General features: G+C 47.1%; 22 protein-coding genes. 13 read left to right on the forward strand and 9 right to left on the reverse strand.

All coding sequences use genetic code 11. From position 1 onward, the window contains the following. Positions 1-37 precede the first annotated feature (37 nt). From FCL45_RS07055 to FCL45_RS07065, 3 genes are all read left to right on the forward strand, one after another. Positions 38-1,360, forward strand: coding sequence for a sulfotransferase family 2 domain-containing protein (locus FCL45_RS07055; RefSeq protein ID WP_136798982.1), 1,323 nt, complete (start codon positions 38-40; stop codon positions 1,358-1,360). A gap of 114 nt (positions 1,361-1,474) precedes the next feature. After that, positions 1,475-2,452, forward strand: coding sequence for a 4Fe-4S dicluster domain-containing protein (locus FCL45_RS07060; RefSeq protein ID WP_136798983.1), 978 nt, complete (start codon positions 1,475-1,477; stop codon positions 2,450-2,452). Continuing rightward, complete coding sequence (locus FCL45_RS07065; RefSeq protein WP_136798984.1) at positions 2,449-3,093, forward strand: formate dehydrogenase subunit gamma; 645 nt, start codon at positions 2,449-2,451, stop codon at positions 3,091-3,093. The genes FCL45_RS07060 and FCL45_RS07065 overlap by 4 nt, the downstream gene beginning before the upstream one ends. Before the next feature lie 255 nt (positions 3,094-3,348). Here the strand turns inward: FCL45_RS07065 and FCL45_RS07070 are convergent, their stop codons facing one another. After that, on the reverse strand, positions 3,349-5,556 hold the full coding sequence (locus FCL45_RS07070; protein ID WP_136798985.1) for a molybdopterin-containing oxidoreductase family protein: 2,208 nt from the start codon (positions 5,554-5,556) through the stop codon (positions 3,349-3,351). A 313-nt stretch (positions 5,557-5,869) separates the two neighbouring features. Between FCL45_RS07070 and FCL45_RS07075 the strand changes: the two genes are divergently transcribed. Together FCL45_RS07075 and FCL45_RS07080 are read left to right on the forward strand one after the other, a co-directional pair. Further along, positions 5,870-6,511 (forward strand): TetR/AcrR family transcriptional regulator, encoded by a 642-nt coding sequence (locus FCL45_RS07075; protein ID WP_136798986.1) that lies wholly within the window; start codon positions 5,870-5,872, stop codon positions 6,509-6,511. Between the two features lie 293 nt (positions 6,512-6,804). After that, positions 6,805-8,130, forward strand: coding sequence for a cyclic 2,3-diphosphoglycerate synthase (locus tag FCL45_RS07080; protein WP_136798987.1), 1,326 nt, complete (start codon positions 6,805-6,807; stop codon positions 8,128-8,130). A 127-nt stretch (positions 8,131-8,257) separates the two neighbouring features. Here FCL45_RS07080 and FCL45_RS07085 read toward each other — a convergent pair whose 3' ends face one another. The 4 genes from FCL45_RS07085 to FCL45_RS07100 form a co-directional block, all read right to left on the reverse strand. Further along, positions 8,258-9,160 carry a neuromedin U gene (locus FCL45_RS07085; protein WP_136798988.1) on the reverse strand — a complete coding sequence of 301 codons (903 nt, stop codon included), beginning with the start codon at positions 9,158-9,160 and terminating at the stop codon, positions 8,258-8,260. 969 nt (positions 9,161-10,129) lie between these two features. Further along, the gene (locus tag FCL45_RS07090; protein ID WP_136798989.1) at positions 10,130-10,705 is read right to left on the reverse strand and encodes a flavin reductase family protein; all 576 of its coding nucleotides are present in this window, start codon (positions 10,703-10,705) and stop codon (positions 10,130-10,132) included. Positions 10,706-10,835: 130 nt separating this feature from the next. Continuing rightward, positions 10,836-11,270: a MarR family winged helix-turn-helix transcriptional regulator gene (locus FCL45_RS07095; RefSeq protein WP_136798990.1), complete on the reverse strand. Its 435-nt coding sequence runs from the start codon at positions 11,268-11,270 to the stop codon at positions 10,836-10,838. A 621-nt stretch (positions 11,271-11,891) separates the two neighbouring features. Then, on the reverse strand, positions 11,892-12,212 hold the full coding sequence (locus FCL45_RS07100) for a toxin (RefSeq protein WP_217907687.1): 321 nt from the start codon (positions 12,210-12,212) through the stop codon (positions 11,892-11,894). A gap of 641 nt (positions 12,213-12,853) precedes the next feature. Between FCL45_RS07100 and FCL45_RS07105 the strand changes: the two genes are divergently transcribed. Continuing rightward, positions 12,854-13,939: an MASE3 domain-containing protein gene (locus tag FCL45_RS07105; protein ID WP_136798992.1), complete on the forward strand. Its 1,086-nt coding sequence runs from the start codon at positions 12,854-12,856 to the stop codon at positions 13,937-13,939. Between the two features lie 68 nt (positions 13,940-14,007). Here the strand turns inward: FCL45_RS07105 and FCL45_RS07110 are convergent, their stop codons facing one another. Further along, positions 14,008-14,394 (reverse strand): response regulator, encoded by a 387-nt coding sequence (locus FCL45_RS07110; RefSeq protein ID WP_167495859.1) that lies wholly within the window; start codon positions 14,392-14,394, stop codon positions 14,008-14,010. Between the two features lie 489 nt (positions 14,395-14,883). Next, the gene (locus tag FCL45_RS07115) at positions 14,884-15,381 is read right to left on the reverse strand and encodes a lactoylglutathione lyase family protein (protein WP_136798994.1); all 498 of its coding nucleotides are present in this window, start codon (positions 15,379-15,381) and stop codon (positions 14,884-14,886) included. Positions 15,382-15,555: 174 nt separating this feature from the next. Between FCL45_RS07115 and FCL45_RS07120 the strand changes: the two genes are divergently transcribed. Beyond that, the gene (locus FCL45_RS07120) at positions 15,556-15,912 is read left to right on the forward strand and encodes a winged helix-turn-helix transcriptional regulator (RefSeq protein WP_136798995.1); all 357 of its coding nucleotides are present in this window, start codon (positions 15,556-15,558) and stop codon (positions 15,910-15,912) included. Between the two features lie 192 nt (positions 15,913-16,104). Here FCL45_RS07120 and FCL45_RS07125 read toward each other — a convergent pair whose 3' ends face one another. After that, complete coding sequence (locus FCL45_RS07125) at positions 16,105-16,359, reverse strand: hypothetical protein (protein WP_136798996.1); 255 nt, start codon at positions 16,357-16,359, stop codon at positions 16,105-16,107. Between the two features lie 150 nt (positions 16,360-16,509). Between FCL45_RS07125 and FCL45_RS07130 the strand changes: the two genes are divergently transcribed. The 5 genes from FCL45_RS07130 (at position 16,510) to FCL45_RS07150 (ending at position 21,993) form a co-directional block, all read left to right on the forward strand. Continuing rightward, positions 16,510-16,965 carry an Lrp/AsnC family transcriptional regulator gene (locus tag FCL45_RS07130; RefSeq protein ID WP_136798997.1) on the forward strand — a complete coding sequence of 152 codons (456 nt, stop codon included), beginning with the start codon at positions 16,510-16,512 and terminating at the stop codon, positions 16,963-16,965. A gap of 243 nt (positions 16,966-17,208) precedes the next feature. Then, positions 17,209-17,850, forward strand: coding sequence for a GntR family transcriptional regulator (locus FCL45_RS07135; RefSeq protein WP_136798998.1), 642 nt, complete (start codon positions 17,209-17,211; stop codon positions 17,848-17,850). A 344-nt stretch (positions 17,851-18,194) separates the two neighbouring features. Further along, on the forward strand, positions 18,195-18,971 hold the full coding sequence (hyi, locus tag FCL45_RS07140) for a hydroxypyruvate isomerase (protein WP_136798999.1): 777 nt from the start codon (positions 18,195-18,197) through the stop codon (positions 18,969-18,971). 72 nt (positions 18,972-19,043) lie between these two features. Continuing rightward, entirely contained in the window at positions 19,044-19,925 is an 882-nt protein-coding gene (gene glxR / locus FCL45_RS07145; protein WP_136799000.1) for a 2-hydroxy-3-oxopropionate reductase, read from the forward strand. Between the two features lie 331 nt (positions 19,926-20,256). Then, positions 20,257-21,993, forward strand: coding sequence for a cache domain-containing protein (locus FCL45_RS07150; RefSeq protein WP_136799001.1), 1,737 nt, complete (start codon positions 20,257-20,259; stop codon positions 21,991-21,993). Positions 21,994-22,157: 164 nt separating this feature from the next. Here FCL45_RS07150 and FCL45_RS07155 read toward each other — a convergent pair whose 3' ends face one another. Next, a complete protein-coding gene (locus FCL45_RS07155) occupies positions 22,158-22,802 on the reverse strand; it encodes a GntR family transcriptional regulator (RefSeq protein WP_136799002.1) in 645 nt (214 codons plus the stop codon). A gap of 501 nt (positions 22,803-23,303) precedes the next feature. Here FCL45_RS07155 and FCL45_RS07160 point away from each other — a divergent pair. Further along, positions 23,304-24,788: an ethanolamine ammonia-lyase reactivating factor EutA gene (locus tag FCL45_RS07160; RefSeq protein WP_136799003.1), complete on the forward strand. Its 1,485-nt coding sequence runs from the start codon at positions 23,304-23,306 to the stop codon at positions 24,786-24,788. Positions 24,789-24,820: the final 32 nt, after the last annotated feature.

Here is a 24,820-nt window from a genome sequence, read left to right on the forward strand (position 1 = left end):
CCCTGTGTATTACCAATTCAATCACGGAGGCAGAAGCATGCGAACGCTGTTGGATAAGGTTGTCTCTTTTCTGGGAAATCGTTTCCCCGGGGACCATTCCGGTAGCAATACGACCATAGATCTCCCAATTTCCCATGATCACCTCCGTGAACTCCTGTTACGGGACCCGGTACCCCTCTATTCGAAAGAGCATGATCTGGCCCTGTTCTGGTCAGCCAAATCGGGCTGCACCTTTGGGGTAAAATGGTTTTTGCACCATACAGACCTGCTTGGCCGGGCCCTGGAGCACAGCAGCTGGGTGCACGATTATCGTGAGCAGGTTCTGACGATTTCCCGGCAGTTTCAAGAGAATATCGGTTGCATCGCTACGTCCTCCATGCGGGTGGTCAAGCTGGTGCGCAACCCCTACGCACGGGCGGTCAGTTCGTATCTGATGGCAGTACGGGCAGGATACGAGAATGAACCTGTAGCGAGGTTCCTGCAACGGCCTGTGGATAGTAACAATGGCTTTTCTTTTGCCGAATTTGTTGACTATCTGGCGACCATAGATCTCAGGAATTGCAATATTCACCATAGACTGCAGCTGCATCCGGCTGAAGAGGCGGGCGGGGTGATGCCTGACCCTGTGATTCAGCTTGAGGAGAGTTTTAAACAACTGGCAGAATGTGAAAAAGTTTTGGGATTAACTCCAGCTGATCTCGGTCAATTCAGAAAGTCAGGTCATAACACCGCCAGAGAGGTATGGCCTGAGTTCTGGGGAGAAGTGCGGCTTTATCGCCATCTCGGCACTAAAATCCTTCCCCAGACCGCAAATTTCTATGATGAAAAACTCCAGATTAAGGTTGCAAGCCTATATGGGGCAGATTTTCACCATTACGGTTATGACCTGAACTGTGTACCAGGCAAAGAGGGTGTGGAGCTTGAGGAGCATGCACCGGATCAGTTGCTCAATACGATACGTGAGCAGCTGCCCGTAGTCGGGGCGGTTGAAATTGCCGGTAAGCCGGTGGGATACTGGCCGGACAGCTGGTGCGCGATACGTTTTGAGGCACAGATGACAACTTTCGCTGCGGCAGGCTCCGTCTCTTTAAGTGGTTGTCTGCCCGGAGGAGTGCTTTCTCACAATACCTTGACCGTGAAAGTGAACGATATCAGCAGAAAAGCTGAAATTGATGACTGTTCCGACTTTCGTGTCGAACTGCCTGTTGCGCTGGCCAAAGGAGAAACGGTGCAGTTGCGAATAGAGTCGGCGTTCAGCAAAAGTGGTGTCGAGGCTGAATTGAATAGTGATGACAGGCAACTATCCTTCTATCTGAAAGAGATCGCTTTTCATGCTGTAACTCCCGGGTCAATTATTTAACACATTGTAAAAATGAACTAAATATGAACAATAGTATTTAATAAATTAATTAAACTTGAAAGCGGTTCTGCCATATTGTAGTATGCATTTGATTTTGCATATACAGGAGGAACCATGAAAATCAGCAGAAGAAACTTTCTCAAAGGGAGCGCCATGGCGGGTGCCTTGACGGTACTTCCCAAGGTAGACGCACACGCCGCACCTGCTCCCGAGTCATATGCCACTCTTATAGATTTGAATAAATGTGACGGTTGTGCGGGGAAAGATACCCCGCTCTGTGTCGCTGGCTGCCGCAGCGGTCGGGCGCAGGATTTTCCGGAACCGATCCAGGATCAGGTTCGGGACTACTGGCCACAGAAAAAACATGAAGACTGGTCGAATAAACGGCATGTCACCGATCGCTTCACTCCATATAACTGGCTCTTTGTGCAACAGGTCCAGGTGGGAGGGCAGACACTTTCCATCCCAAGACGCTGCATGCACTGTGATAATCCACCTTGTGTGAAACTGTGCCCTTTCGGCATTAACCATAAAACACCTGAAGGGCCCGTATATATCCAGGAAAACCTGTGCATGGGCGGCGCGAAATGCCGCAACGTCTGCCCCTGGAGTGTGCCGCAGCGCCAGGCCGGAGTTGGACTGTACACGTATATTCAGGATTACCTGCCCATGGGCGGTGGGGTAATGTTTAAGTGCGATCTTTGCCGGAAAGAGCTGGTACAAGGCGGTACCCCCCATTGCATTTCGGCCTGTCCGAAAGATGCCATGAGTATCGGTTCCCGGGAGGCGATACTGGCCAGAGCTGAAGAACTCAAAGATGAATACGACGGCGATATGTACGGAATGGATGAAAACGGTGGTACCTCTACCATATATGTCTCCCCGGTAGCGTTTTCCGAAATAGATGCCGCACTTCAGAAGGCGGCTGCAGAGCAGGGCAGAAAAAAGGTCGTTCGTCTGAACAAGCCAGAGAATATGCTGGAGAAACAGAAAGGTTTGGCGTTGCTGAGTCTGGTGGCGCCAGTTATAGGTGCGGTAGCGGCATTTGGTCTGGCAGGAAGAAAGACCACGGATGAGGAGGTGCAGAAATGAAAAGAGTACGACATTCCCTCGCGGTCCGACTTACCCACTGGCTGATAGCTTTCAGCGGCATCCTGCTGCTCTTTTCCGGTTTTGGGCAGATGCCTATGTACGCACGTTATAACGTGGTGAAAATTCCAGGGTTGGCCTGGTCATCAGACTACGCCTTGACCCTTATTCTGCACTATGTATCCGCGGCAGTTTTTACCGCTGTCGTGGTCTTTCACCTGGTGTATCATCTCCGCAGAGAGGAGTTCGCTATCCTCCCTAAACGGGGTGATCTTGGTGAGTCGGTACGTGGCTTTCTGGCCATGTTCGGCCTGGGGCAGGAACCCGAAAATGAAAAATTCCAGGCCAAGCAACGGGTAATTTATGCCATAATCGGTTCCACCACACTGGTGCTGATTTGTACGGGGCTTTTGAAGTCCTACAAGAACCTTGGTGCCATCATTATCGACCCGATGATCCTGCAATGGACCGCCTACATTCACACGATCTTCGGCATGATCTTTATGCTGCTCCTGATCGCCCATGTCGCGGCATTGCTGTTCAAGAGCCACAGGCCGTTAATTCCCTCGATGATCACCGGCAAAATTGATCGCCGATATGCCGAGCATCATCACTCCAGGTGGCTGGATGGCGAAGGCAAGTAGTCGTTCATCGTTGCAATACAGCAGGATGCGCTGTGAAGTTTCATCCTGCTGTATCAGTAAAAAATAACTCCTTAACCGACAGATTATATCTCCGCAATTTGATAAATATTCTCTTGCAGTATGCGACCGTTGACGAAGTCCAAGAGGGCTGGAAGCCATTCTGGTCGTGGCGGTAGTTGAAAAGGTGCTCGGCCATTGCCAGCCCACTGGATCCGTAACGCTGAGATTGGACGTAAGCCGAGTTTAATATGGAAACTATTTATGGGCGGATTTCCTACCCTCCACCTCTTTTTCAACGCGGCACAACAACGCGGAATGCGGCCAACTGCCTATTTCAGGACTGCAGAATTCAGGATCGTCCGGGCAAAGAATATTGGCGTTTGACTCAAAAACACCAAATAACTCTGGGAGATTTGGCTCCCGCTCCGGGAACCACCAGGAGTGTTGGATGTCGACCATCTTGGGATGCATGACGTCTGTAATCTTTACCCGCTGGCGTATCGAACCAAGCGGAGTCGATATCATGGCCCAGTCTCCTTCGGAAAGCCCCAAATTTTCTGCTGTTTCGGGGTGAATTGAGACTAATGGATCGGGTATTTTTTTGCGGGCCTTTTCTATTTGTCGCTGTTCCGAATGATACATGGGCATAAAGCGGCTTCCGGTGATCAGAATCAGAGGATATTCCTCCGCCAACTCCGGGCTGCTCACCGGGCTCCATACTGGCTCACGGTATTGAGGCAGAGGATCTGCCCCCAGCTCTTCAAAAATCGAGGATTTCAGTTCGACCTTACCGGATGGGGTCCCGAAGCCGAACTGTTCGTACCGACGATATTCCATCTCGCCAAATACACCGTATTGATCCGCCAGTTGCTTGAATGTCAGGCCAACAGGTTCCAGAGAATGGTCATAGACGTCTTCAATCGTTTCCCAAGGCCAATATTCCTCCTGACCTAAGCGCATCCCAAGGCCGCGGTAGAAATCATAACTATTGCGCCGTTCGTACATCGGCTCAACCCCTTGCGGACAGGCCATGCAGAATCTGCCGGTCAACCAGATTTCAGAGGTTTCCACAGTGGAGGCTGCAGGAAAAACATAGTCCGCCAAGGCGGCGGATGGGGTCATGTAGTAGTCCACAACCACATATAGCTCCAGGGCTTGCAGAGCCTCAAATACCCGTTTTGTATTGGGTAAGGCAAGAAGCGGATTGTTTGCCAGGGTGATTGCAGCTGTTACTGGATATGGCTTGCCGGTAATAATGGCGTTCATGACCTCTCTGGCATGCGCGAGATTGGAATGCCACGCCTCGGGAGCGGCCATGTATCCTTCGGGGAGTCTCTTGTTGGCGGCTGAGTTTTTTTCCCATCCCGGGAAACCGAAAAACGGATATTGGTCAACGCCAAGCTGCTTGGCCTTTTGACTCTCAGGCAGCATATCGTTAAGCTCGAGATACTCAGTATCACGTATTTTTCCTATTTCACCAGCCAACGAGAAGACCTCTCCGCCGGGGATTTCCAGGTTGCCGGTAATAGCCCTGATAATTGCCCGACCTCTCGCACACTGCGTGGAATTGACGCCCTGCTTGTCCAGACCCAGTCCAAAAGGAATTACAGCCGGGCCGTTTGTTGCGTACATTCTTGCCGACTCTGTAACGAGAGCTGCAGGCACCGAAGTGATTTCTGCAACCTTCTCCGGAGTGTAGGGCTCAACCGCCTCTTTCAACTCTTCGAAACCAACAGTCCACTGGGATACAAACTCACGGTCATATAAATCTTCGGCAATAATCAAGCGAATCCAGCCGAGCATGAGCGCAAGGTCCGTGCCCGGGCGAATCTGCAACCACACATCCGCCTTTTCCGCCTCTTTTGTCCTTCTCGGGTCAACGACAATGACCTTGGCTCCATTTTTTCGGGCGGCAACAATTTTAGGGTAAAGGCCAACCGGGCTGGATTGTGAAGCGTTACAGCCCCATAAAACGACGCATTTGGCAGCCGGCACTTCGCTACCCATGATCATGCCCCCGTAGGTGGCAAATTCAGTCGCATAGCTGGGACACATGCAAATCGTGTTTACGCCACAGGTGTTGGGAGAGCCGAAGAGATTGAAAAAACGGCGGCAATCCCAATGATATGTTCGTTTGGTGCCATGGGTAAATGTCAGGGTTTCTGCTCCGTGTTTATCCCTAAGTTCCGAGAGATTTTGGGCCACTTCATCCAGAGCCTGGTCCCAGGATATCTGCTGCCAGCGACCTTCCCCTTTCTTCCCAACCCTTTTTAAAGGATAATTCAACCGCTGTGGGTGATAGAGATGATCCTGCATTAAACGGCCACGTTCGCAGATGACTCCCCGAGTGATTGGATGGTCCGGGTCTCCGGTAACCTTTACTACTTTGCCGTTCTCCAGATGCAAAAGGGTGCCACATCGTGGATGGCAAAGACCACAGTAACTTCTGCGAATTTCCTTCATGTGTACCTCCAGGCTTGGTTGAGAATAATCAGGTTTTGGGCCTTTGAACCATGGCTGGACCAAGCTCAATTGAAACCATTCCTTTCATTATCCAGCATGAATTTCACCAACATCAAAAATCAGAAGTGGAACTGCTTACGCAGGTAAATGTCCGTTTATTTGCTTAGAGTTACGCAGTACTTTATCCTGATATAATAATTTATATCGGTTGTAGATTATGTTAAAATAGACTGGCAGTCAATTTTAAATCGACCGGAAGTCGACAAAACATTCACACGCAAAAAATTGCGCACCATAACAGCGAGGAGAAGACATGAAAAAGGCCGCTTCAGTTGCGAGCCGATCAGGCTGTAAGACCACCCGTCGAAGCGGGGCACCATCGGGGCCAAGGAAGGCGGATGAGAGACGCGCAACCTTGATTAAAGCGGCAGGCAAGCTTTTTGCTGAAAAGGGCTACGAGGCTACCACGATGGATGAAATTGCAGCCGCCGCCAATTGCGCAAAAGGTACACTGTATCATTACTTTTCTAATAAGGCTGAACTGCTGCAGGTTCTGAGAGAGGGGTTCGAACTAGAAGCCATGAAGCGTATCAGGGCGAGCGTGGATAACTGCCATGCTGATGATTGGCGGGGTCGTATCAAAGCATGGATAGATGGGGCCGTTGAGGGGTATTTTGAGATGAATGAGCTGCACGACAGAGTAATCTACGGTTCAGGAATGCCGTTTCGAAACCCTATGGCAGATGCTGAAGTAACCAAATATCTTGCGACCTTGATAAGCGATGGAACTAAAGCTGGAGCCTGGCACGTTGATGATGAGCACTGGACTGCCGTAGTTATGTTCTACAGCTTTCGAGGTGGCTGTGACGAGGCTATTCTGGGAACACAGTGCGCAAAAGATATTCCGAATAAGCTTTACGATTTGTTTTTCAGAATTTTAGGTGTAAACCATTGAAGAAACTATAATTGTGATTTCAGGTTCTTGGATATGGAGTAGGCTGGTAAAAATGCGGCTTGCATTGTACTTTTCGTTAATATTGCCATTTCAAAGATCTTACCACTCTAATAATCTCAAGCTTTGCCTGCCTTACTGGATATTTTCGATCGAGTCATTCCTGATTCCTCCACCCATTGTCGAGCACAGAATTTCGGCAGGTGTGAAACATCTGCAACTGACTCTATATAAAAAACACGTATAATTAGAGGAGATAGGGTCGGAAAAGGAATATTGAATCAGGAGGAGGCGAGATGATAGAGAATGTCATTATTATGGGGGCCGCCGGTCGTGATTTTCATAATTTCAACGTCTACTTCAAAGACAATTCCCGATATCGGGTTGTCGCTTTCACCGCCGCCCAGATCCCCAATATCGAGGGACGAAGTTATCCACCGGAACTGGCAGGAAAAATGTATCCCGCCGGCATCCCTATCCGGGCAGAAGCGGAGCTTGCCGGCCTGATCCGCGAAAATTCCATTGATCTGGTGGCCTTTTCCTACAGCGATGTTCCGTATTCCGAGGTGATGCATAAAGCCTCGATCGCCATGGCTGAGAATGCCGATTTCATCATGATCGGTGCACGCTATACCATGCTGAAATCGGCTAAACCTGTGATCGCCGTCTGTGCCGTTCGCACCGGATGCGGCAAGTCTCCAACCACCCGGAAGATTTGTGAATTACTTGCAAAAGAAGGCAAGAAGACAGTGGTGGTTCGTCATCCCATGCCCTATGGGGACCTGCGAAAACAAGAGGTGCAGCGTTTCTCCAGTTACCAGGATTTCGGGAAAATGCAGTGTACTATCGAGGAGAGGGAGGAGTACGAGCCGCTGGTCGATCTCGGTATCACGGTCTTTGCCGGAATTGATTATGAGAAGATTCTGAGGGCGGCGGAAACAGAGGCTGATATCATCATCTGGGACGGAGGCAATAACGATACACCCTTTTTTGCACCCGATGTCCATATTGTCCTGTTCGACCCTCATCGGGCCGGTCATGAACTTCTTTACTATCCGGGTGAAACCAACATGATCATGGCGGATATAGCGATCATCAACAAGGTGAACACTGCCCAACCAAAGAATATAGATGAGGTGCGGCACAATATCGAGCGTCATGCACCAAAGGCCCGGATAATTTTGGCCGAATCCGAAATCAGCGTCAACAGACCGGAACGCATCCGGGGACGGCGGGTACTCGTTGTCGAGGATGGCCCGACGCTGACCCATGGAGGCATGGCCCATGGTGCCGGTATGATCGCTGCCAGGAAGCATGGAGCTGCAGTAATAGTCGATCCCCGGCCCTATGCGGTCGGAACGCTGGCGAAAGCGTACAAGACATATCCCCATATCGGTCCTGTCCTGCCGGCCATGGGGTACAGCCCGGCCCAGGTAAAGGATCTGGAAACCACCATTCACAATGTCGATTGCGACCTTGTTCTCTTCGCCACTCCGATCAAGCTCAACCGGTTGCTTTCCATCGATCATCCGGCTCTTCGGGTTTCTTATACATACCGGGATCATGGCAAGCCTGATCTTGAGGATGCACTCCGTCCTTTTCTTATGAAACTTTTCCCTTAGCCCGAATTTCTCATGAGCATTTTGTAAAAAATGAGCAAAATGTATTTAATTTAAAGGTAATGCTTCGTTCTGTTGCAGCAATTTCTTCATTTTCATGCCAGACCTCCTTTGTCTATGAGTGTGCTCTTTATTTGGGAAAGAGAAATTTTAAGGTGAATACCATGCTCCAGTCAGGGCCAAAGTCGGGTTTTTCCGCATAGCCGTAAGCCTGCAGTTTGAAATCAACGGGTTGATTGCCGAACCGGTGCAGTTTGCCGATGCCTCCGCCGACAGGGATGGTCCAGGTACTGTCGCTGTCCGCCTCCCAGTTGGCGGTAATGATGGGCGTCATGGAGAGGTACCAGCCGTTAGCCAGGTTGTAATTGATGAAATACTGAAACAGGAACTTATTGACATCCGGAGCATCACCCGGGCCGGCATACGACCACATATTTTGCGCAAGGGCTCCAATAACCCATTTCCCAGGCATCGTGAGTACCACGGCTGCGATTCCCGCCGACCATTTTTCCGAGCCTAATCCGTCACTTTGAGTGGGGAAATCAAGTACCGGCCCAATTCCGTAAATGACCTCCCCCGGCTCGGCAAGGCTGAAGAATCCCTGGTACTGGATGTTGCCGAGGCCGTTTTCCGAAACATTGGTCGGGGGAATGACCACATTACCCAGGTCGCTTCCATCGATATTAGCATCGACAGAGATGTAAGGAATGATGAATCGGTTGATCAGATTGTATTTTCCGATATTTACCGGATACACCGGCTTGGCGATGACGACGTCGGCACTGGAATCGTTGGGCATTCCTTCGTAATGCCAGTACTCGAAGGGCAGGCTGATCATGTCGCCCACGGGGTTTTGCGATTGTTTGGCCAGGTCACCTTCGGCAGACGCGTTGGATAAGGCCAGGAAAAAGGAAACGAGCATGATCAATACACTACAGTGGCGCTTCATGAAGTTATCTCCTCTCTTCAGGTTGTTGAGAAAAATAGCAAGCAGAACAGCATCCCGCTTTTCCCCGCGAAGGAAACGACACATAAGATGACTCATCGTGGGAAACGACAAACAAGCCAGGTAACGATTATAAGCATATGATAAACTGTATCGTCTTGCTATATCCCTGAACAAACGTTTTTTTATTTGTTGGGGTTGGGCGTCTCATGATTCTTTTTCAAGAAGAGGCATTGATAGTGTCTGGATCTTCATGTACGTCAGGATGAGGTGTGTAATGCTTCAATATTATTGATTCACTCATGGAATTGAGTCAGGTTGTTGATGCCTTGAAAGTATTAAAATCGGTGAATGGAATTTGGAACGGCACACAACGGTCTATTTAGACAAGCGGCATCTTCCTTTGAAGCAGATCCGGAACAATCTCAAAATCGATTGTGGAATTTTTTCTGAAAGTCTCCAGGAAATTTTGAAATGTAGTGGTAATCGTGAGCTAATAATTTGTGATAAGCATAAATGTTGACAGCTTTCGATAAAAGTGAGTTTCCTGCTTTTCGCCTGCAGTCGAGTTTGCCGAAGACTTGATTTGTAATGATGTTAGGCGCCATGTCAGGTACTACGATACAATCAATAGCAAGGGGAGCACTACCTTTGGGGTGTTCTGGAGGGCGGGATTCAAACATGTCTGTAATCCCTCAAGATCAAATCTCAAATTTTACACCTTATCCTTCCCACGTCCCACTTCTCCCTTCCGACCTCTAACCTTCCCAAATCCCAGTTCCAGTTGTTTACTCCTTTCAGGTGAGGTTCCAGATCCACTTATCCGTTTACTTCCGGGGTTCCGTGGTATATTCCCTGGCTTTTTTAAGGGCTGATGTAAACTCGTGAAATATCCGGGCCAACAGAACATGCCGCTGTCTCATAAATATTCCTCTGGGTGAGTTGTGGAGAAGATTTCCAGAGGGGTGAATTTGTCACTCCCTCTGGTTTGGAGACTACTCCTGTTTTTTTAACTTTTTGCAATTCCTGCTGTTGTTATCCAAGCGTCCAATGCAGTTATTTTTTGAGCGCTTTCCCATCACGCCACGGCTTGCCGGTACGTTCTCCGATAGACCAGTATTCATGCGCCATAAAATCAAAGAGAATAGGGTCGATCTTTTTCAGGTCAGGCTTTTTACCGGTGAGGCAGGTTTCATCTATGTACGTATTCACCAGTTCACCAATGAAAATTTCATGGGGTCCAAGCACGACGGTATCATGCAAACGTAACTCCATCGAGAGCGGACAATCGGCTATCATCGGGGCATGGGCGAGCTCTCCCCGGGCTACTTGAAACAGCTCGCTTTTATCCACCTTTTCACCGGTCACGAGGCCCGCATAGTCTGTTGCCACCAGCATTTTCTGCGAAGGGATATTAATGCTGAATTCCTTATGCTCATTAATGCCTATGTTGCTGTAGTGGTTGCTGTGCAGGCCAATTGAAAGATATTGCGGGACATCTCCATGGGCATGATTGAGTATGCCCACATGGGCGATGGTTATCCAGTTGGGTTTGCCTTTGACATCGGCGCCGACAATAGTGGTGAGCGAAGGATAAAGTCCGTTTTTGGCATCAATGTTTACACGGTTCATGGCGTTCTCCTTAAAAAAGATTAGTTGTGCATGCAAGTATTTGGTTCTAAGAATTCTTTTGCTTTAAATTTTTTCCATTAGCGACAGAGAAATACGTTAGTTATCCGTCCAACGTCCAACATGCTTTAAGCTACCCTTTCTGCAGCTTGCGGCTGGCCTCAAGAGTCAGTCGTGTCAGTTGATCTCCATTTTCCTGGCCGAGTAGTTCGGAGTAGCGTTTATAAAGATTATGCCAGACCTCCTTGATCTGCGGTTCAATCGCGAGACCTTTTTCCGTAGGGTGGATAAAGGTATTGCGTCCCAGTCCTTCCTTTCTGATAAGTCCACGTTTATCCAGTGCGTCCACAAAGCGGGAAACCGTGGAAGGGGCCATATTCATAGCCTCAGCCAGCTCCTTCTGGGCTATGCCGGGGTTCTCCATGGCCAGCATCAGCAGGAAGGCGTAGGAAGGGGTCATTGCTATAGCTGCAAACTCTTCTTCGCCCATGCGGGTGATTACCCTGGCCAGTGAGTTGGCGGTGAAGAAGAGACAACAATCGAGTGGGCTTTCTGTTTTATGTTTCATATCAGGTCCTGAATTATTAGTTGCACACACAAATATTCTTTTAGAGAGTATAAGTCAACAAATAATTTTAAGGTAACAGGGAGGCAGGAACAACAAGCGGCATACGCTAGGAGAATACTCCGATTTCTCACTGAGAGCCTGCAATTTTCAGGTTTGTATAGGTTGAATGAGCTTCTGATTGTCCCAGAAGTTCAATAAGAACTGGTAGGATATCACGCGTAAGGTGGCAGGCGTATGGGGTAGGCTAACCAGAGGGACGTGCCACATTTTCTCAGGATATGGGTTGGCCGTTTCCATACAAAAAATACCTAATCTTGACTGCAGTAAGAAATATTCAGTGCATATCTGGTTAAAATAAAACGAAAAAACAGCTTTTGTTACGTATACTCAGGAATCATCTTCAGTTGTCCTGTCTGTCAACCACAGCAGATAGTCGATGACCATCTTCAATCTCGCCTTGCATGATTGTGTCGTGCAAGTTCCCAATCTGCCTGACACCCTAGAAACTCCAATCCCTGAGGTGCGTAGCCGAAGATAATCCGAGAGTACCTTTGAGGTGAGTCAATCAAAGACGTGGTTTTTTTCTGCAGGTGTTTGAAATTGTGTCTCCTGATCCCGATTCTACAATTCCTTGAGCTTCTTCATATCCTTTTTATGGTAAAGATCAAAAAATATAACGCTGTTGTCCGGCAGCTCGTCGCATCCATCGCATTTTTGTTCTAGGCGTTGATTTTCCTTACGACACAGATGACACCAGTAATAGATCAGGCGGTAATCTTTCCGTCCTACATACTTTTTGAGCCGGCCATTATAAAGTCCTCTCATCTTACCGTCTGAATTACCGGGGTCAAACAACAATCGATCAATTACCCTGTTGATACGAGCATGACCAGATGGGTCAACAACCTCAACCTGGTCAAGCTTCCTTGAAAAATGTGGCATCGGCCGATATGCAAAAGTTGTGTTATTCATAGCGTAGGTACATGATAAAACATTTCCGCATGTTAAAATATTGGTTGTTATTCGACTAACACAAAATTGTTACCAGATAACGGCAAATAGATCTACTTGAAAACATTGTAGATCTTGTGTGCCGATGTTGGCAGAGATAGATGTCAAGTCCAGAATCATGGAACCAGTAAGTGTAGTTCACGTGATCCGTTGATGCCTGATACCGTTTAACTATATTCCAGAGATGCCTAACATTTATACGACAAAGATGCACATAATGCATTGATATAAAATGTAATAATTAACACAGCGCCCCTCCTGCCGTTTGAACCAACTATTCGACAAAATGCAAAAGTCTATTATTTGAAATGCGTAGAGTGTCAAAAATGGCGTGCCAACCACGAGACACTATGTTGTAATGTAAAGATATGATTAATCTATCTTAGTAACTCGCTGGCGTTTGTTCATTGCTTATCATATCACAAATGCCTTATCCTACGCGGGGTGACGGGGGAGAGCGATGACTCCAGCACCAGCAGTTTTGAAATGTTGTGGTAATTTAGCGTATCAGTCTATCTGTAAATAAACCTAAAGCGACAATAATCTTAGCTGTTGTAATTCGAGGTAACATCATGCAGCAAATTTCGCAGGAAAGGGAAGGAGAGGGAATAGGCAATACCCTACAGACACTGCTGAATTACACAGTTATTCTTGGCACCCTGATAGGTCTTTATTTCACAATAAGAATTAATTATCTCGTTTTTCATATTCTGGCAGAGGGTTACAGTATTATCATTGCATCTTCTATCTTCGTGATAGCCTGGAACTCCAAAAAGTATATTCACAATCCATATCTGTTGTTTATTGGAATTGCGTATTTCTTCATCGCCCTGGTTGATCTGCTGCATACCATGGCATACAAAGGTATGCCGCTGTTCACGGATTACGACTATTACGCAAATCAACTCTGGATTGTGGCCAGGTACATAGAGTCCATTACACTCCTTGTTGCCTTCGCTTATATGCGCTTGAACCGGATGCCTCGAGTAAATCTTGTTTTCATTGTCTATACGATTGTGACAGCTCTGTGCATAGCCAGTATTTTCTACTGGAAGATCTTCCCCGAATGCTTTGTTGAGGGGCAGGGACAGACAATGTTCAAGATAATAAGTGAATATGTTATCTGTGCCATTTTGGTGACATCGGTCTATCTTCTGGTGAAAAACAGATCAAGATTCTCACCGAAGATATTTTACATTCTCCTGGCGTCGATTCTTTTCACCATCAGCTCAGAGTTGTCATTTACACTGTACATTGACAACTATGGAATGATGAACCTGGTTGGTCACTATTTCAAGATTTTCTCATTTATCCTGATCTATCTGGCACTCATCAAGACAGGCATCGAAGAGCCGTTCAATTTGTTTTTTCTTGACCTGAACCGAGCAAATAATGATTTGAAAGAAGAGATTCGGATCCGCAAGGAAACCGAAGCGGAAAAGGAGCACCTTATCAACAATCTTACTCATGCTCTGGAGGAGATAAAAACTTTACAGGGGTTGCTTCCTATCTGCTCATTCTGCAAGAACATCAGGGATGATAAGGGGTACTGGAATAATATAGAGTCCTATCTCTCAGTTCATGCCGATGTTGAGTTCAGCCATGGTCTATGCCCGGATTGTGCAGAAAAAAATTATCCTGAATTCTATGAACAATAGGAAAAAATCTGCAGCTTCTCAAGTTGTCCTGTTTCTCCCTTCCCCATGATGGTAGTCATCACAGACGGTTAACCTGGAGAATTGGAGTTCAGTACATCTGAAAGAGCATCAAAGCTGATAGGTTTTTCCATAAAGGCGGCGGGACTAAGAGGAGAGAGTTGTTCACGCTTCGTATCGTTCAAGCATCCAGAAACGATTACCACCTTCACCTTTTGGCAGAGTGTTCTGATACACTGAAAGGCTTCAATGCCGTTCATTTCTGGCATATTGATGTCGAGCAGGACCACACCGATACTTTGTTTATTTCTGGTAAATAATTCTACTGCAGCAACACCATTAAGAGCAGTGATGACAGGATATCCCATATTTTTAACCATGGACGCTGCCACGCCGAGAAAGATGGCATCGTCATCAGCAATCAGTATTGTCGGCAGATTTTTCAAGAATTTTATCACCCGGAAACTCTTGATTGAAAAGACTAATAGCGTGTATTAAGCATTATAATCACGAGACTCTCTTGTATTGCAAAGTAGCATTCAGGAGATTAGTTAACAATGATAAAATGGGTGTTATCAGGAAAGGAGCTCATTTGAGGTAACAATTTTTGCTGTTGAAAATCCATTCAGATCTATGTTTAGTGATATTTTATTATAGAGGGTCTATCTTGTTAGGGACCCAGGCCCTTGCCAAATCTAAGATTAAGGCTATTTCATCTTCGCTGAAAAGTACATTGGTTGAGAGCCAAACCAGGTTAATAGAAGTCTTTGGTAGGACATTCCCACTACCAATCTAAAGAACCTGATGGACTGATCTGGCTTTCTACAGTTCATTTCCTCTCAATTCCAGATGAATACCTGCGGTGCCATATTCGAAGCTTTTGACTGTACGCATTAGTTCAACCTATGCGTACAGTCAAGACACTGAAGAAGATGGCCTTGCACGTGTTAATCCTGATACGCTCCGGCAGAATAGGTCAATTCATAGCTGTGGGAGTAGATCTCGATAAGGTTGCCGAACGGGTCTTCGCAGTACACCATGCGGTATGGTTTTTCGCCGGGATAGTATTCCCGTACAGGCATTCGCTGCTTGCCGCCATGCTCGACGATCTTTTTGGCGAGCCCTTCCACATCCGGGTCCTGCACGCAGAAGTGAAAGACGCTGGTCTTCCAGTATTCAAAATTGTTTTCCGGTTTTTCCGCGTTCTTGAACTCAAAAATCTCAACGCCTATTTTATCACCCGTGGAGAGGTGGGCAATCTTGAAACTTCCCCAGCCCTCGCCAAAGACATCGTTGCACATTACGCCGATGGCTGAATCGTCTGCGAAGATTTCAGTCGGTGGCATAATGACGTACCAGCCGAGTACTTTGGTATAGAATTCAACAGCTTTTTCAAGATTTGTAACTGAAAGACCGATATGAGAAAAGGTTCTTGGGTAAGTCATGTACGTGCTCCTTAATGGGTGTCATTGATTACTGGGCTATCCCAGAGTTACTGGTATAGTATAGGGAATAAATTGACAGGTACAAGAAGGCACTTATTGGTGTGATACGTACCCACAGGTTGGTTTTGTGAAGCTACAGTGTAGCGCGAGCGATAATTTTTTTTGGGATTGAAGATGATTGAAAGAAACGGAAAACACTACCATTGCCCTGTGGAGGTCGCCATGGACATGCTCAGCGGCAAATGGAAATGTCTCATGCTCTGGCATCTGCATGAAGGTGATAAGCGTTATAAGGAACTGGAGCGAATTGTGCCAGGTGTAAGCCAGAAGATGCTCAGCCAGCAATTAAAAGAGCTGGAGCGGGATGGTCTGCTCACCAGAACGGTGTATCCCGAGGTACCTCCAAGGGTGGAATACGCGCTGACTGATCTGGGTAAAAGCGCTTTTCCCATCCTTTCCATGATGCACCACTGGGCAGTTGAAAAGCTTAAGGTGACAGATGAGAACCATACCTCGGAAGTTACCAGCTGAAAGACATACTCACCTGCCTGAAACCGGCCAATTGAATGATGAACGGGGAAGAATGAAGTTGTTTGATGAGACCCGGATCAATGGTGTCTCATTCATCGCTGAGTATCAGGAGCTGACCAGACGCGTTCATAACATGGAAGCAAGATCGCTATGCAGAGCTTTTTCGTTGATTTGCCTGATTATCTTGTACTTCTATGTTTGACGCGTGAGCGTGCTTTTGATGATCCTGATAAAATCAACAATCGATTCGTTACGTATGGTGTTGGCTTTCGCCATGTAATATGAGTAATCGATTGTGCCATGCTTATCACGTCGAACAGGTCTGGAGTCACTTTTGCCTGTACTTTCCAGGCGACCACCCTGGTATTGGATTGCCTCCATATTTTCAGCACAGGGCTCCTCAAATTTCTCAGTCCACGATCGAGTAATAATTCTTATATTTTCCATGACTAAACTCTGTTCACCAGCAGGTTGAATGTAGATATTTGTAAGTGAACATCATCGTACTCAGGGTTGTGGAAAAATACATTGCTAAGAATTGTTTGTTTTGTAATTATCTGGCAACAATTAAGACAAAAATTCTAATATGGCGCAATTATGGATAACTACGATCTGAAAATACTTGATTGTTTGCAAACTGACGCGAGGATTTCGAATGTGGCTCTGTCCGAGGCGATACATCTATCACCTGCACCATGCCTGAGAAGGGTTCGTGAACTTGAGAATCAGGGAGTCATCAGCGGCTACACGGCGCTGCTCGATCAGGAGAAGATGGGATGGGGGGTAACTGTGTTTATCGAGATTCGGCTCGACAAGCAGGTGTTGAGTTATATTGAGGTATTTGAAAAAAAGATTGCCCAGTATCCTGAGATAATGGAGTGCTATCTGATGACAGGTTCATCAGATTACCTGTTGAGAGTAGTAGCCCGGGACTTGCCATCACTGCAGACGTTTATCACCGAAAAACTCGCCACGATACCGAACGTTGCCAATATGCGTTCCAGCATTGCTCTCAAGCAGGTGAGATATAAAACGGCTTTGCCACTTGAATGAGGCTGTAACGATTATGGATAGTCTGCGGAAATGGTTTGCCGCGTTAAGTTTGCTCTACCCCGTTCGTGTTGTTGAAGTGAGCTGATAAGGTTTCTCTTCGGCAGAGTTCTGAAAAATTTTAATTATCTGCTTGCAAAATGTATAATTTATAAATTATACAAAGTAGAGTCATGTAGATCTGAATGTGGACGCAGACGAACATATTATGCCAGCATAGCTGAAGAAAAAGGAAAAGATTCATATATGGAATTCAAGAGCTTGAACGATGCGGCCTATTCGGAAATCCGAGCAAAAATATTGCAGGGGGAATATGAACTCGGCAGCCGGATACGCGAAGATGTCCTGGCCGAACAGATCTCGATAAGTCGCACTCCGGTCAGGGAAGCAATAAACCGCCTTGTTGCAGACGGGATAATCATCAAAAAGCCACAGCGAGGTCTGTATCTTATCGATCCGGACCCTGAGCAGATTGAAGAACATATTGAGATCAGACTGTCTCTGGAGAAACTCGCTGTTAAAAAATGTATCGAACTGCTGACAGATGAGAACCTCGCAGCGATAAATGACTCACTACGAGCGTTTGAAAAAGAGCTTGAGCGAAAAGATTACACTGCGTGTAACGAGCTTGATGGCGAGTTTCATATGCTGATAGCACGATTGTCTGGAAATAGTCGTCTGGTAAACTTACTCGATGAATTTTCGGCCTTCTTCCAGTTGATCAGGAAAGAGGAGAAGAAGCATAATCCGGAAGAGAAGAACAGCATCACCCTCTCTGAACACCGGCAAATTGCTGAGGCTATCAACAACAGAAATGTCACTGCGGCCCAAAAGGCAATCGAAGGCAACATTCAAACGATGCGCCACACTTTGCTTAAAAGCACCTAGTGGTTTGGTGAAAAATTGAGGGGAATTCTTCCAAAAGGGCAATCGTGGATAAGCTCTAGATATTCCCCTGAATAACAATAAATCACTACTGATTGATTGTGCTATGCAACGCGCAGCCACTGATAGTTGTCGATATGAATAATTTATAAATTATAAAATGTTAAAAATGTGACGCCTTTTCAGACCGGAGAAGAGCGCGACAGGAGGTGAGTGAACTTGTTCATGCTGATTGCCACATTCCCTGAATCTGCTGAAAAGTACATAAAGGGATGGGATAAAAGGCCAGATTTTCGTATCTGGTGCAGGTGTAGATCGACAATGTAATTGAATGTGTGAGGAGTGTTATGCCGAGATTTAATGCGAATTTGTCAATGATGTTTCAGGAGGTTGAATTTCCGGATCGTTTCGAAGCAGCCGCCAAAGCTGGCTTCAAAGGTGTGGAATATCTTTTCCCCTACGATTTTGAAGCGGAGCAACTGGTCGAGTTGCTGCAAAAAAATAATCTTGAACAGGTGTTGCACAATCTGCCTGCAGGAGACTGGGCAAAAGGTGAGCGTGGCATAGCCATATTCCCTGATCGAATAGGTGAGTTCCAGGACGGTGTCGGTACAGCCATTGAATATGCCAAAGCTTTGGGAAATAAGAACGTCAACATGCTGGTTGGAATAGCACCGGATGATGTCAGCAACGATGTTTTGACGAGCACGCTGATCGAAAACGCCACTTTCGCGGCAGGGGAACTGGCAAAAAATGATATCGGCCTCTTTTTAGAGCCGGTCAATAGCAGGGATATTCCGGGCTTCTTCCTCTGTAGAACACAGCAGTGTCTTGATGTGATAGCAGCCACCGGATCAAACAACATCAAACTGCAATACGATATCTACCATATGCAGGTCATGGAGGGGAATCTCGCACCCACTCTGGAGAAGAATCTGGGCAGCATAGGGCATATCCAGCTGGCTGATAATCCCGGCCGTCACGAACCGGGCACCGGTGAGATCAATTATCCATTTCTCTTCGATTTTATCGACCAAATCGGCTACCAGGGCTGGATCGGTTGCGAATACATTCCGGCCACTACAACAGTAGAAGGGTTGGGCTGGCTAGACCCATACCTGTAATGCGGGCTAGCCCCAGGACTCAGATCCGCAGTTTGTAAGAATCAACACTTGTAAGAATTCAATGGAGAAAAAATGCGCAAGATCGGATTTGTCGGACTAGGAATAATGGGCGCCCCAATGGCTGCAAATATTCTGGCTGGTGGTTGCCAATTGTATGGATGCAGCCGAAGTGGTGTTCCCCAGGGGTTGATAGATAAGGGAGCAGTTGCCTGCGCAACCGCAAAGGAAGTGGCAGAACAGGCAGATGCTGTCATAACAATGGTTCCGGATACTCCCCATGTGGCAGAGGTCTTGTTTGGTGAAAATGGAGTCGCCGAAGGATTGAGCCCGGGCAAAGCAGTTATTGATATGAGTTCCATATCACCGATCGAAACCAAAATGTTCGCCAAACAGATCAATGCGCTTGGCTGCGAATATCTCGATGCACCAGTATCAGGCGGAGAGGTCGGCGCCAAAGCAGCGACATTGACAATCATGGTCGGCGGGTCTGAGGGAGCCTTTGAAGCAGCAAAGCCGATCTTTGAACTTATGGGTAAAAATATTACCCACGTTGGCGCAAATGGTGATGGTCAAACCTGCAAAGTCGCCAACCAGATCATTGTTGCCCTGAACATCGAGGCGGTGGCAGAGGCCCTGCTGTTCGCTTCCAAAGCTGGGGCAGACCCTGCCCGCGTGCGCGAAGCGTTGATGGGTGGTTTTGCATCTTCAAAAATTCTGGAGGTGCATGGCGAACGCATGATCAACCGCACCTTTGAGCCGGGTTTTCGTATTGAGCTGCATCAGAAAGACCTGAACCTGGCGCTTTCCAATGCCCGGGCCATGAAGCTGAGCCTGCCAAACACTGCAACGGCGCAGGAACTGTTCAACGCATGTACAGCAAACGGAGGAGAGGGTTGGGATCACTCCGCTATGGTACGTGCTCTTGAACTTATGGCATCCCATGAGGTTGCCTGACAAATAGCCCTGCCTGTTGTCCTGAAGAAGGAGAATGGTGCGACCCCCCATTACCCTGTTTGGGGATGGGGAGGTTGTTGGCATCATGCGGTATCATTAAAATAAAGAAAGAGGCCTGCTGAGACGTTAACAGAATACGAAAATATTTAGTTTGGCCGAGCCGGTAACGTGTCATATCAATCCTGAATCTTTACTGTTCCCGCAATTTCAAATATGTTTATAGTAATATCGATTGTGAGCTGATCGCAGGATTACATATGAGGATTGCATTGAGTCTCCTGGAAAACTGTATTTTCCAGGTTAATGTTGAATCTTAACGAGTTTCAGCGCCATGCCTGACAGAGCTCTCCGAAAGCTGGTTAACAGCATCTCTTTCCGTATCGCTTTACCATCGTTCTTCACCATTCTGCTCTTCATCATAGCCATATTCTTTATTATTCTTCCCGAGCTGGAAAAAAGTTTCATTAGCAGGAAGCAAGAGACAATCAGGGAACTGACGGAAACGGTCTGGAGTCTGCTGGAGTCATATTCTGAACGTGAACAGTCGGGCGAGCTGACGAGGGAAGACGCGCAGAACAGAGCCATTTCACGTATCAGAAAATTACGATATGGCATTGATAAGAAGGACTACTTCTGGATTAATGACACGTATCCCAGGATGGTTATGCATCCGTACAGGCCGGATTTGGAGGGAAAAGACATTTCCGATTTCGAAGACCCGAACGGCGTATTCCCTTTCAGAAAATTTGTCGATCTTGTTAATAAAAAAGGCTCGGGATACATAGACTATCTGTGGCAGTGGAAAGATGATCCGCTCAAGATATCCCCTAAGTCATCCTATGTCATGGGGTTCAAGCCGTGGGGATGGATTATCGGCACCGGCATGTATTTAGATGATGTCCACGCGGAAATGGCCGCCATACGCATCAAACTCAAGGTCATATCTGCAGGCATCCTGTTCATTGTCTCATTATTGGCCGCCTATTCGATTCGCCAGACGATGCTGGCAGACCGGGAGAGGGAAAATATTGCAATAGAGCGGGAACAGCTGCTCGAATCATTGGCGCAGAGTACTGAAAGATTTCGAAACCTGCTGGAGACGACCAGCGACTGGATCTGGGAAACCGACAGAAGTGGCAGGTATATTTATTCAAGCCCGCGAGTAAAGGATGTGCTCGGTTACGCACCCGAAGAAACTATCAACAAAGACCTGATGGATCTTGCATCTCCCCGTTCATCCGAGGCGTTGTCGCCCCAATATGAAGAGTTGTTGAGGGCTAAAAAGCCGTTCAGCGGCTTTGAGTGCACTTGTCTTGGCAAAGACGGGCAGGTAGTGGTGTTGGAAAACAATGCAGTGCCTGTTGTAAACGAAGAGCAGGTTCTGCTAGGTTTTCGGGGGATTGCCAGAGATATAACGGATCGGAAAGTTGCCATGGAAGCATTGAAGAAAAGCCGTGACGACCTGCGTGCCAGCCTTGAGGAAACCGTAGCGTCTCTTGCGTCAACAGCGGAAAAAAGAGATCCTTATACCGCAGGCCACCAGCTGCGGGTAGACCGTTTAGCATGTGCTATTGCCAAACAACTTGATCTTTCTGAAGATGAGATTGAAGGGCTCCACATCGCCGCTTTGCTGCATGATATCGGCAAAATTACCCTGCCTTCCGAATATCTGGCTAAACCAACAGAACTTAGCAAGAAAGAACGGGCGATTATCGAGTGCCACCCAGAGGTGGGGTATGAAATACTGAAACCGATTCATTTTCCATGGCCTATAGCGGATATTGTCTATCAGCATCATGAGCATCTGGACGGAACAGGCTACCCCCAAGGGTTGATGGATAAAGATATTTTGCTTGAAGCAAAAATTCTGGCTGTTGCCGATGTGGTGGAAGCAATGTCTTCCCATCGGCCGTATCGGCCATCACTGGGGATCACTAAGGCGTTAGATGAAATTAGGGATGGACGGGGCATTCGGTATCACGCGCCAAGCGTTGACGCCTGCCTGCACCTGATCCAGGAAAAGAAGATAGAGTTCTGCACAGAAGATTGGTGCCAGATATTTCTTTAAACCAGCAGCTTACCCATCAGCATGGGTGCCCTTGATAGTCAAAGAGAGAGGGGCAGGGTGGATCGAATTCGGCTGTTTCAATTGTCTGTCAGTTTTATTGATTCGCTCTAGATTTTACAGATTTTATTTAACCAATACAGGTTATTGAAACTTTTTTGATCATCTTATCGGAGGTCGATTCGCTCTTCAATAATCCCCATGTAGCTGCGAATATGTTCTTCGGCAATTCTCCTGCTTGTCTTTTTGTCGCGTTTTTTGAGTGCATCAAGGAGTAGGCGTTGGCTTTTGAATTGATCGAACATCTGTTCCTTGCTGAAAACAAGGTAATGCCAGAATCTGGCACCGACACTCTGGTAGTTACGGAGTAATTTTTCCAACTGTGGGTTCCCTGTGGAGGAATAAATCACATTGTGAAAATCAGATTCATGCTTCAGTAAGGCTTCACCGTCTACTCCATTTTCAATTTCCAGTGCTGCCACATTTTCAAGGATCCCGGTAAGCGCATGGAGTTCCTCTTCTGTAATCCTCTCTGCTGCCAGTTCCCCGGCGATTCCTTCGAGACCAATCCGTATTTCAGTTATTTGTTTGAGGAATTTGAAGTCCATCGGGGCAACCCAGGTTCCTGACCGTGGAATGCGCTTTATGAGACCCTCGTTCTGGAGTTCTAAAAAAACCTCGCGCAACGGTGTTCGCCCAATTCCATACCGTTCCATAATATCTTTATCTTTCAACAATTCGCCGGGGGCGAGTTGTTGAGTAATGATTCGATATTTAAGCCCTTCATATGTTCTTTGCTTGGTCGAGGTCATGTGTTCCCTGCTCTGTTGCTATTTCGATCTCAGCAGTCTCATCCGAAAACTGACTTCAGGAAAAGAAGGTAAGGCCATTGTAAATGGATGTGGTCCTGAGAATTCCTCATGGATTCCTCAATTAATCCGACAAGAATATAATCCAACGAATTAAAAATGAAAACCAACTCATTTTACTCACAGAATTGTGTTCAAATAAAATTCCTGAACCTAACTGTGTATCAATGCGAGGTGATATGTCATTAAGAATTGGCCCATTGATTTTTTATTACAACGGATTCGCGAATTTTTCCTGCAACCACTCCATTTCTTTCCCTTTTATTTCTAAGTGATTGTAACCCATAAGGGACAAAAATGTAATCAGTCAAATTGGCGAATTACAAATATGGAAGGTTTTTGTATCTTGACTGCTGGTATATCAGCTAGTATATCAGTAGTCAGGATACAAAGCCCATTGCCTTAAAACACCCATGAAATCAGCGTGGTTTTGCAGAGAAGAATATGTCTAGCAGAGAGAAGGAATTTCACAAAAACGGCGTAGTCACGATGGTTGGGCTTGATTTCGGCTCAACAACAAGTAGCGCGATGGTGGCTCATGCTCGTGTTGGCCGTAATTCAGTTACTGGCCGAATGGCTTTCGGTCATCCCGATATCATATACCGCTCTGAACCCGTGTTCACACCTTTTGAAAATGACAGGATCGATGAAATAGCACTGCGGGGCTATCTCGACCGCTGGTTGCAAGCAAGTGGTATAAGAATAGATGAACTGTTCTCAGGCGGGGCAATTATCACCGGTCTGGCCACCGAAAAAGCAAATGCAGGCCGGATCGCTGAACTGGTTAAAGAGCGAGTGGGAGAAGCTATAATCGCAACGGCTTCGGATCCTTGCCTGGAGTCCTGGCTCGCCTTTATGGGCAGCTGTTCAACTCTTTCCCGCTGTCACAGCGAGCGTGCCATAATCAATCTTGATATCGGAGGTGGCACTACCAATCCGGCTCTTGGTGTAAATGGGAATGTGCTGGCTGCTGGCTGCTACTTCATCGGAGCCCGTCACTTTCAGTTTGAGCCTGGAACATATCGCCTTACCTCGATCTCCGCTTATGGTCGCGTGCTCCTGGATCACCTTGGGATTTCCAGAATAGTTGGAGACGATCTGAAGATACCTGAGCGAGACGCGATTCTTGAGTTCTATCGGATAATGCTGGAGGCAATTGTCCGAGGCACGGATAAATTACTGGAAAGCCATGCCGCCCGATTACACACTCAGATCCCTCTGCCTACGAAAGAGTTGTCGAGAAAACCTGTAATTACTTTTTCCGGCGGAGTCGGTGAACTCATTTACAGGCATGCACTTGGCCAGCCTCTTCCCGATACCACCCATTTTGGGGATCTGGGTATAGATCTGGCTCGCTCCATCATGTCCTCGCCGATCCTTTCCGCGGGTATCTCCAAGCTTGTACCTGAAAACATGGGCAGGGCCACAGTCTATGGACTTGCCATACATAGCACCGAGGTCTCAGGGGCCACCCTGTTCCTTCCACGAAAAGAGATATTGCCCCTGCAGGATGTGCCCATCGTGGGGCGGATGTCAATGGATGCCGGTGATGAAAAAGTTCGTCAGCTTATCAAGATGATAGCTAAAAGCGAGCGTGGGGGGGCGATACAGGTTACCGCTGCTGCTGAAGATGATCAATCTGAAGGAGTTATCAAGGGGCCGTCAGTTGAAAAAATGGAACGGGTAAAGGCCTTGGGTCAGAGGCTGTATTCTGGCGTAGTGGCTGAAGGGATCACGCCCGATACTCCGCTCATCGTGCTTGTCCCTAACAATTGTGGCAAATCGCTGGGAAATTACGCCACTGGCTGGCGACGGCTTTCTGCCAATATCGTGGTGATCGATGAAATTCCTGACAGGAATGCGCACTTCGTCAATATTGGCCGTAATCGTAATAACATTGTGCCTGTGTCGTTTTACGGGGTGCAGTAATGCACTCTAAAAAAAAATAAATTTGATAAACG

This window comes from Desulfosediminicola ganghwensis, assembly GCF_005116675.2.
GTDB classification, from domain to species: domain Bacteria; phylum Desulfobacterota; class Desulfobulbia; order Desulfobulbales; family Desulfocapsaceae; genus Desulfopila; species Desulfopila ganghwensis.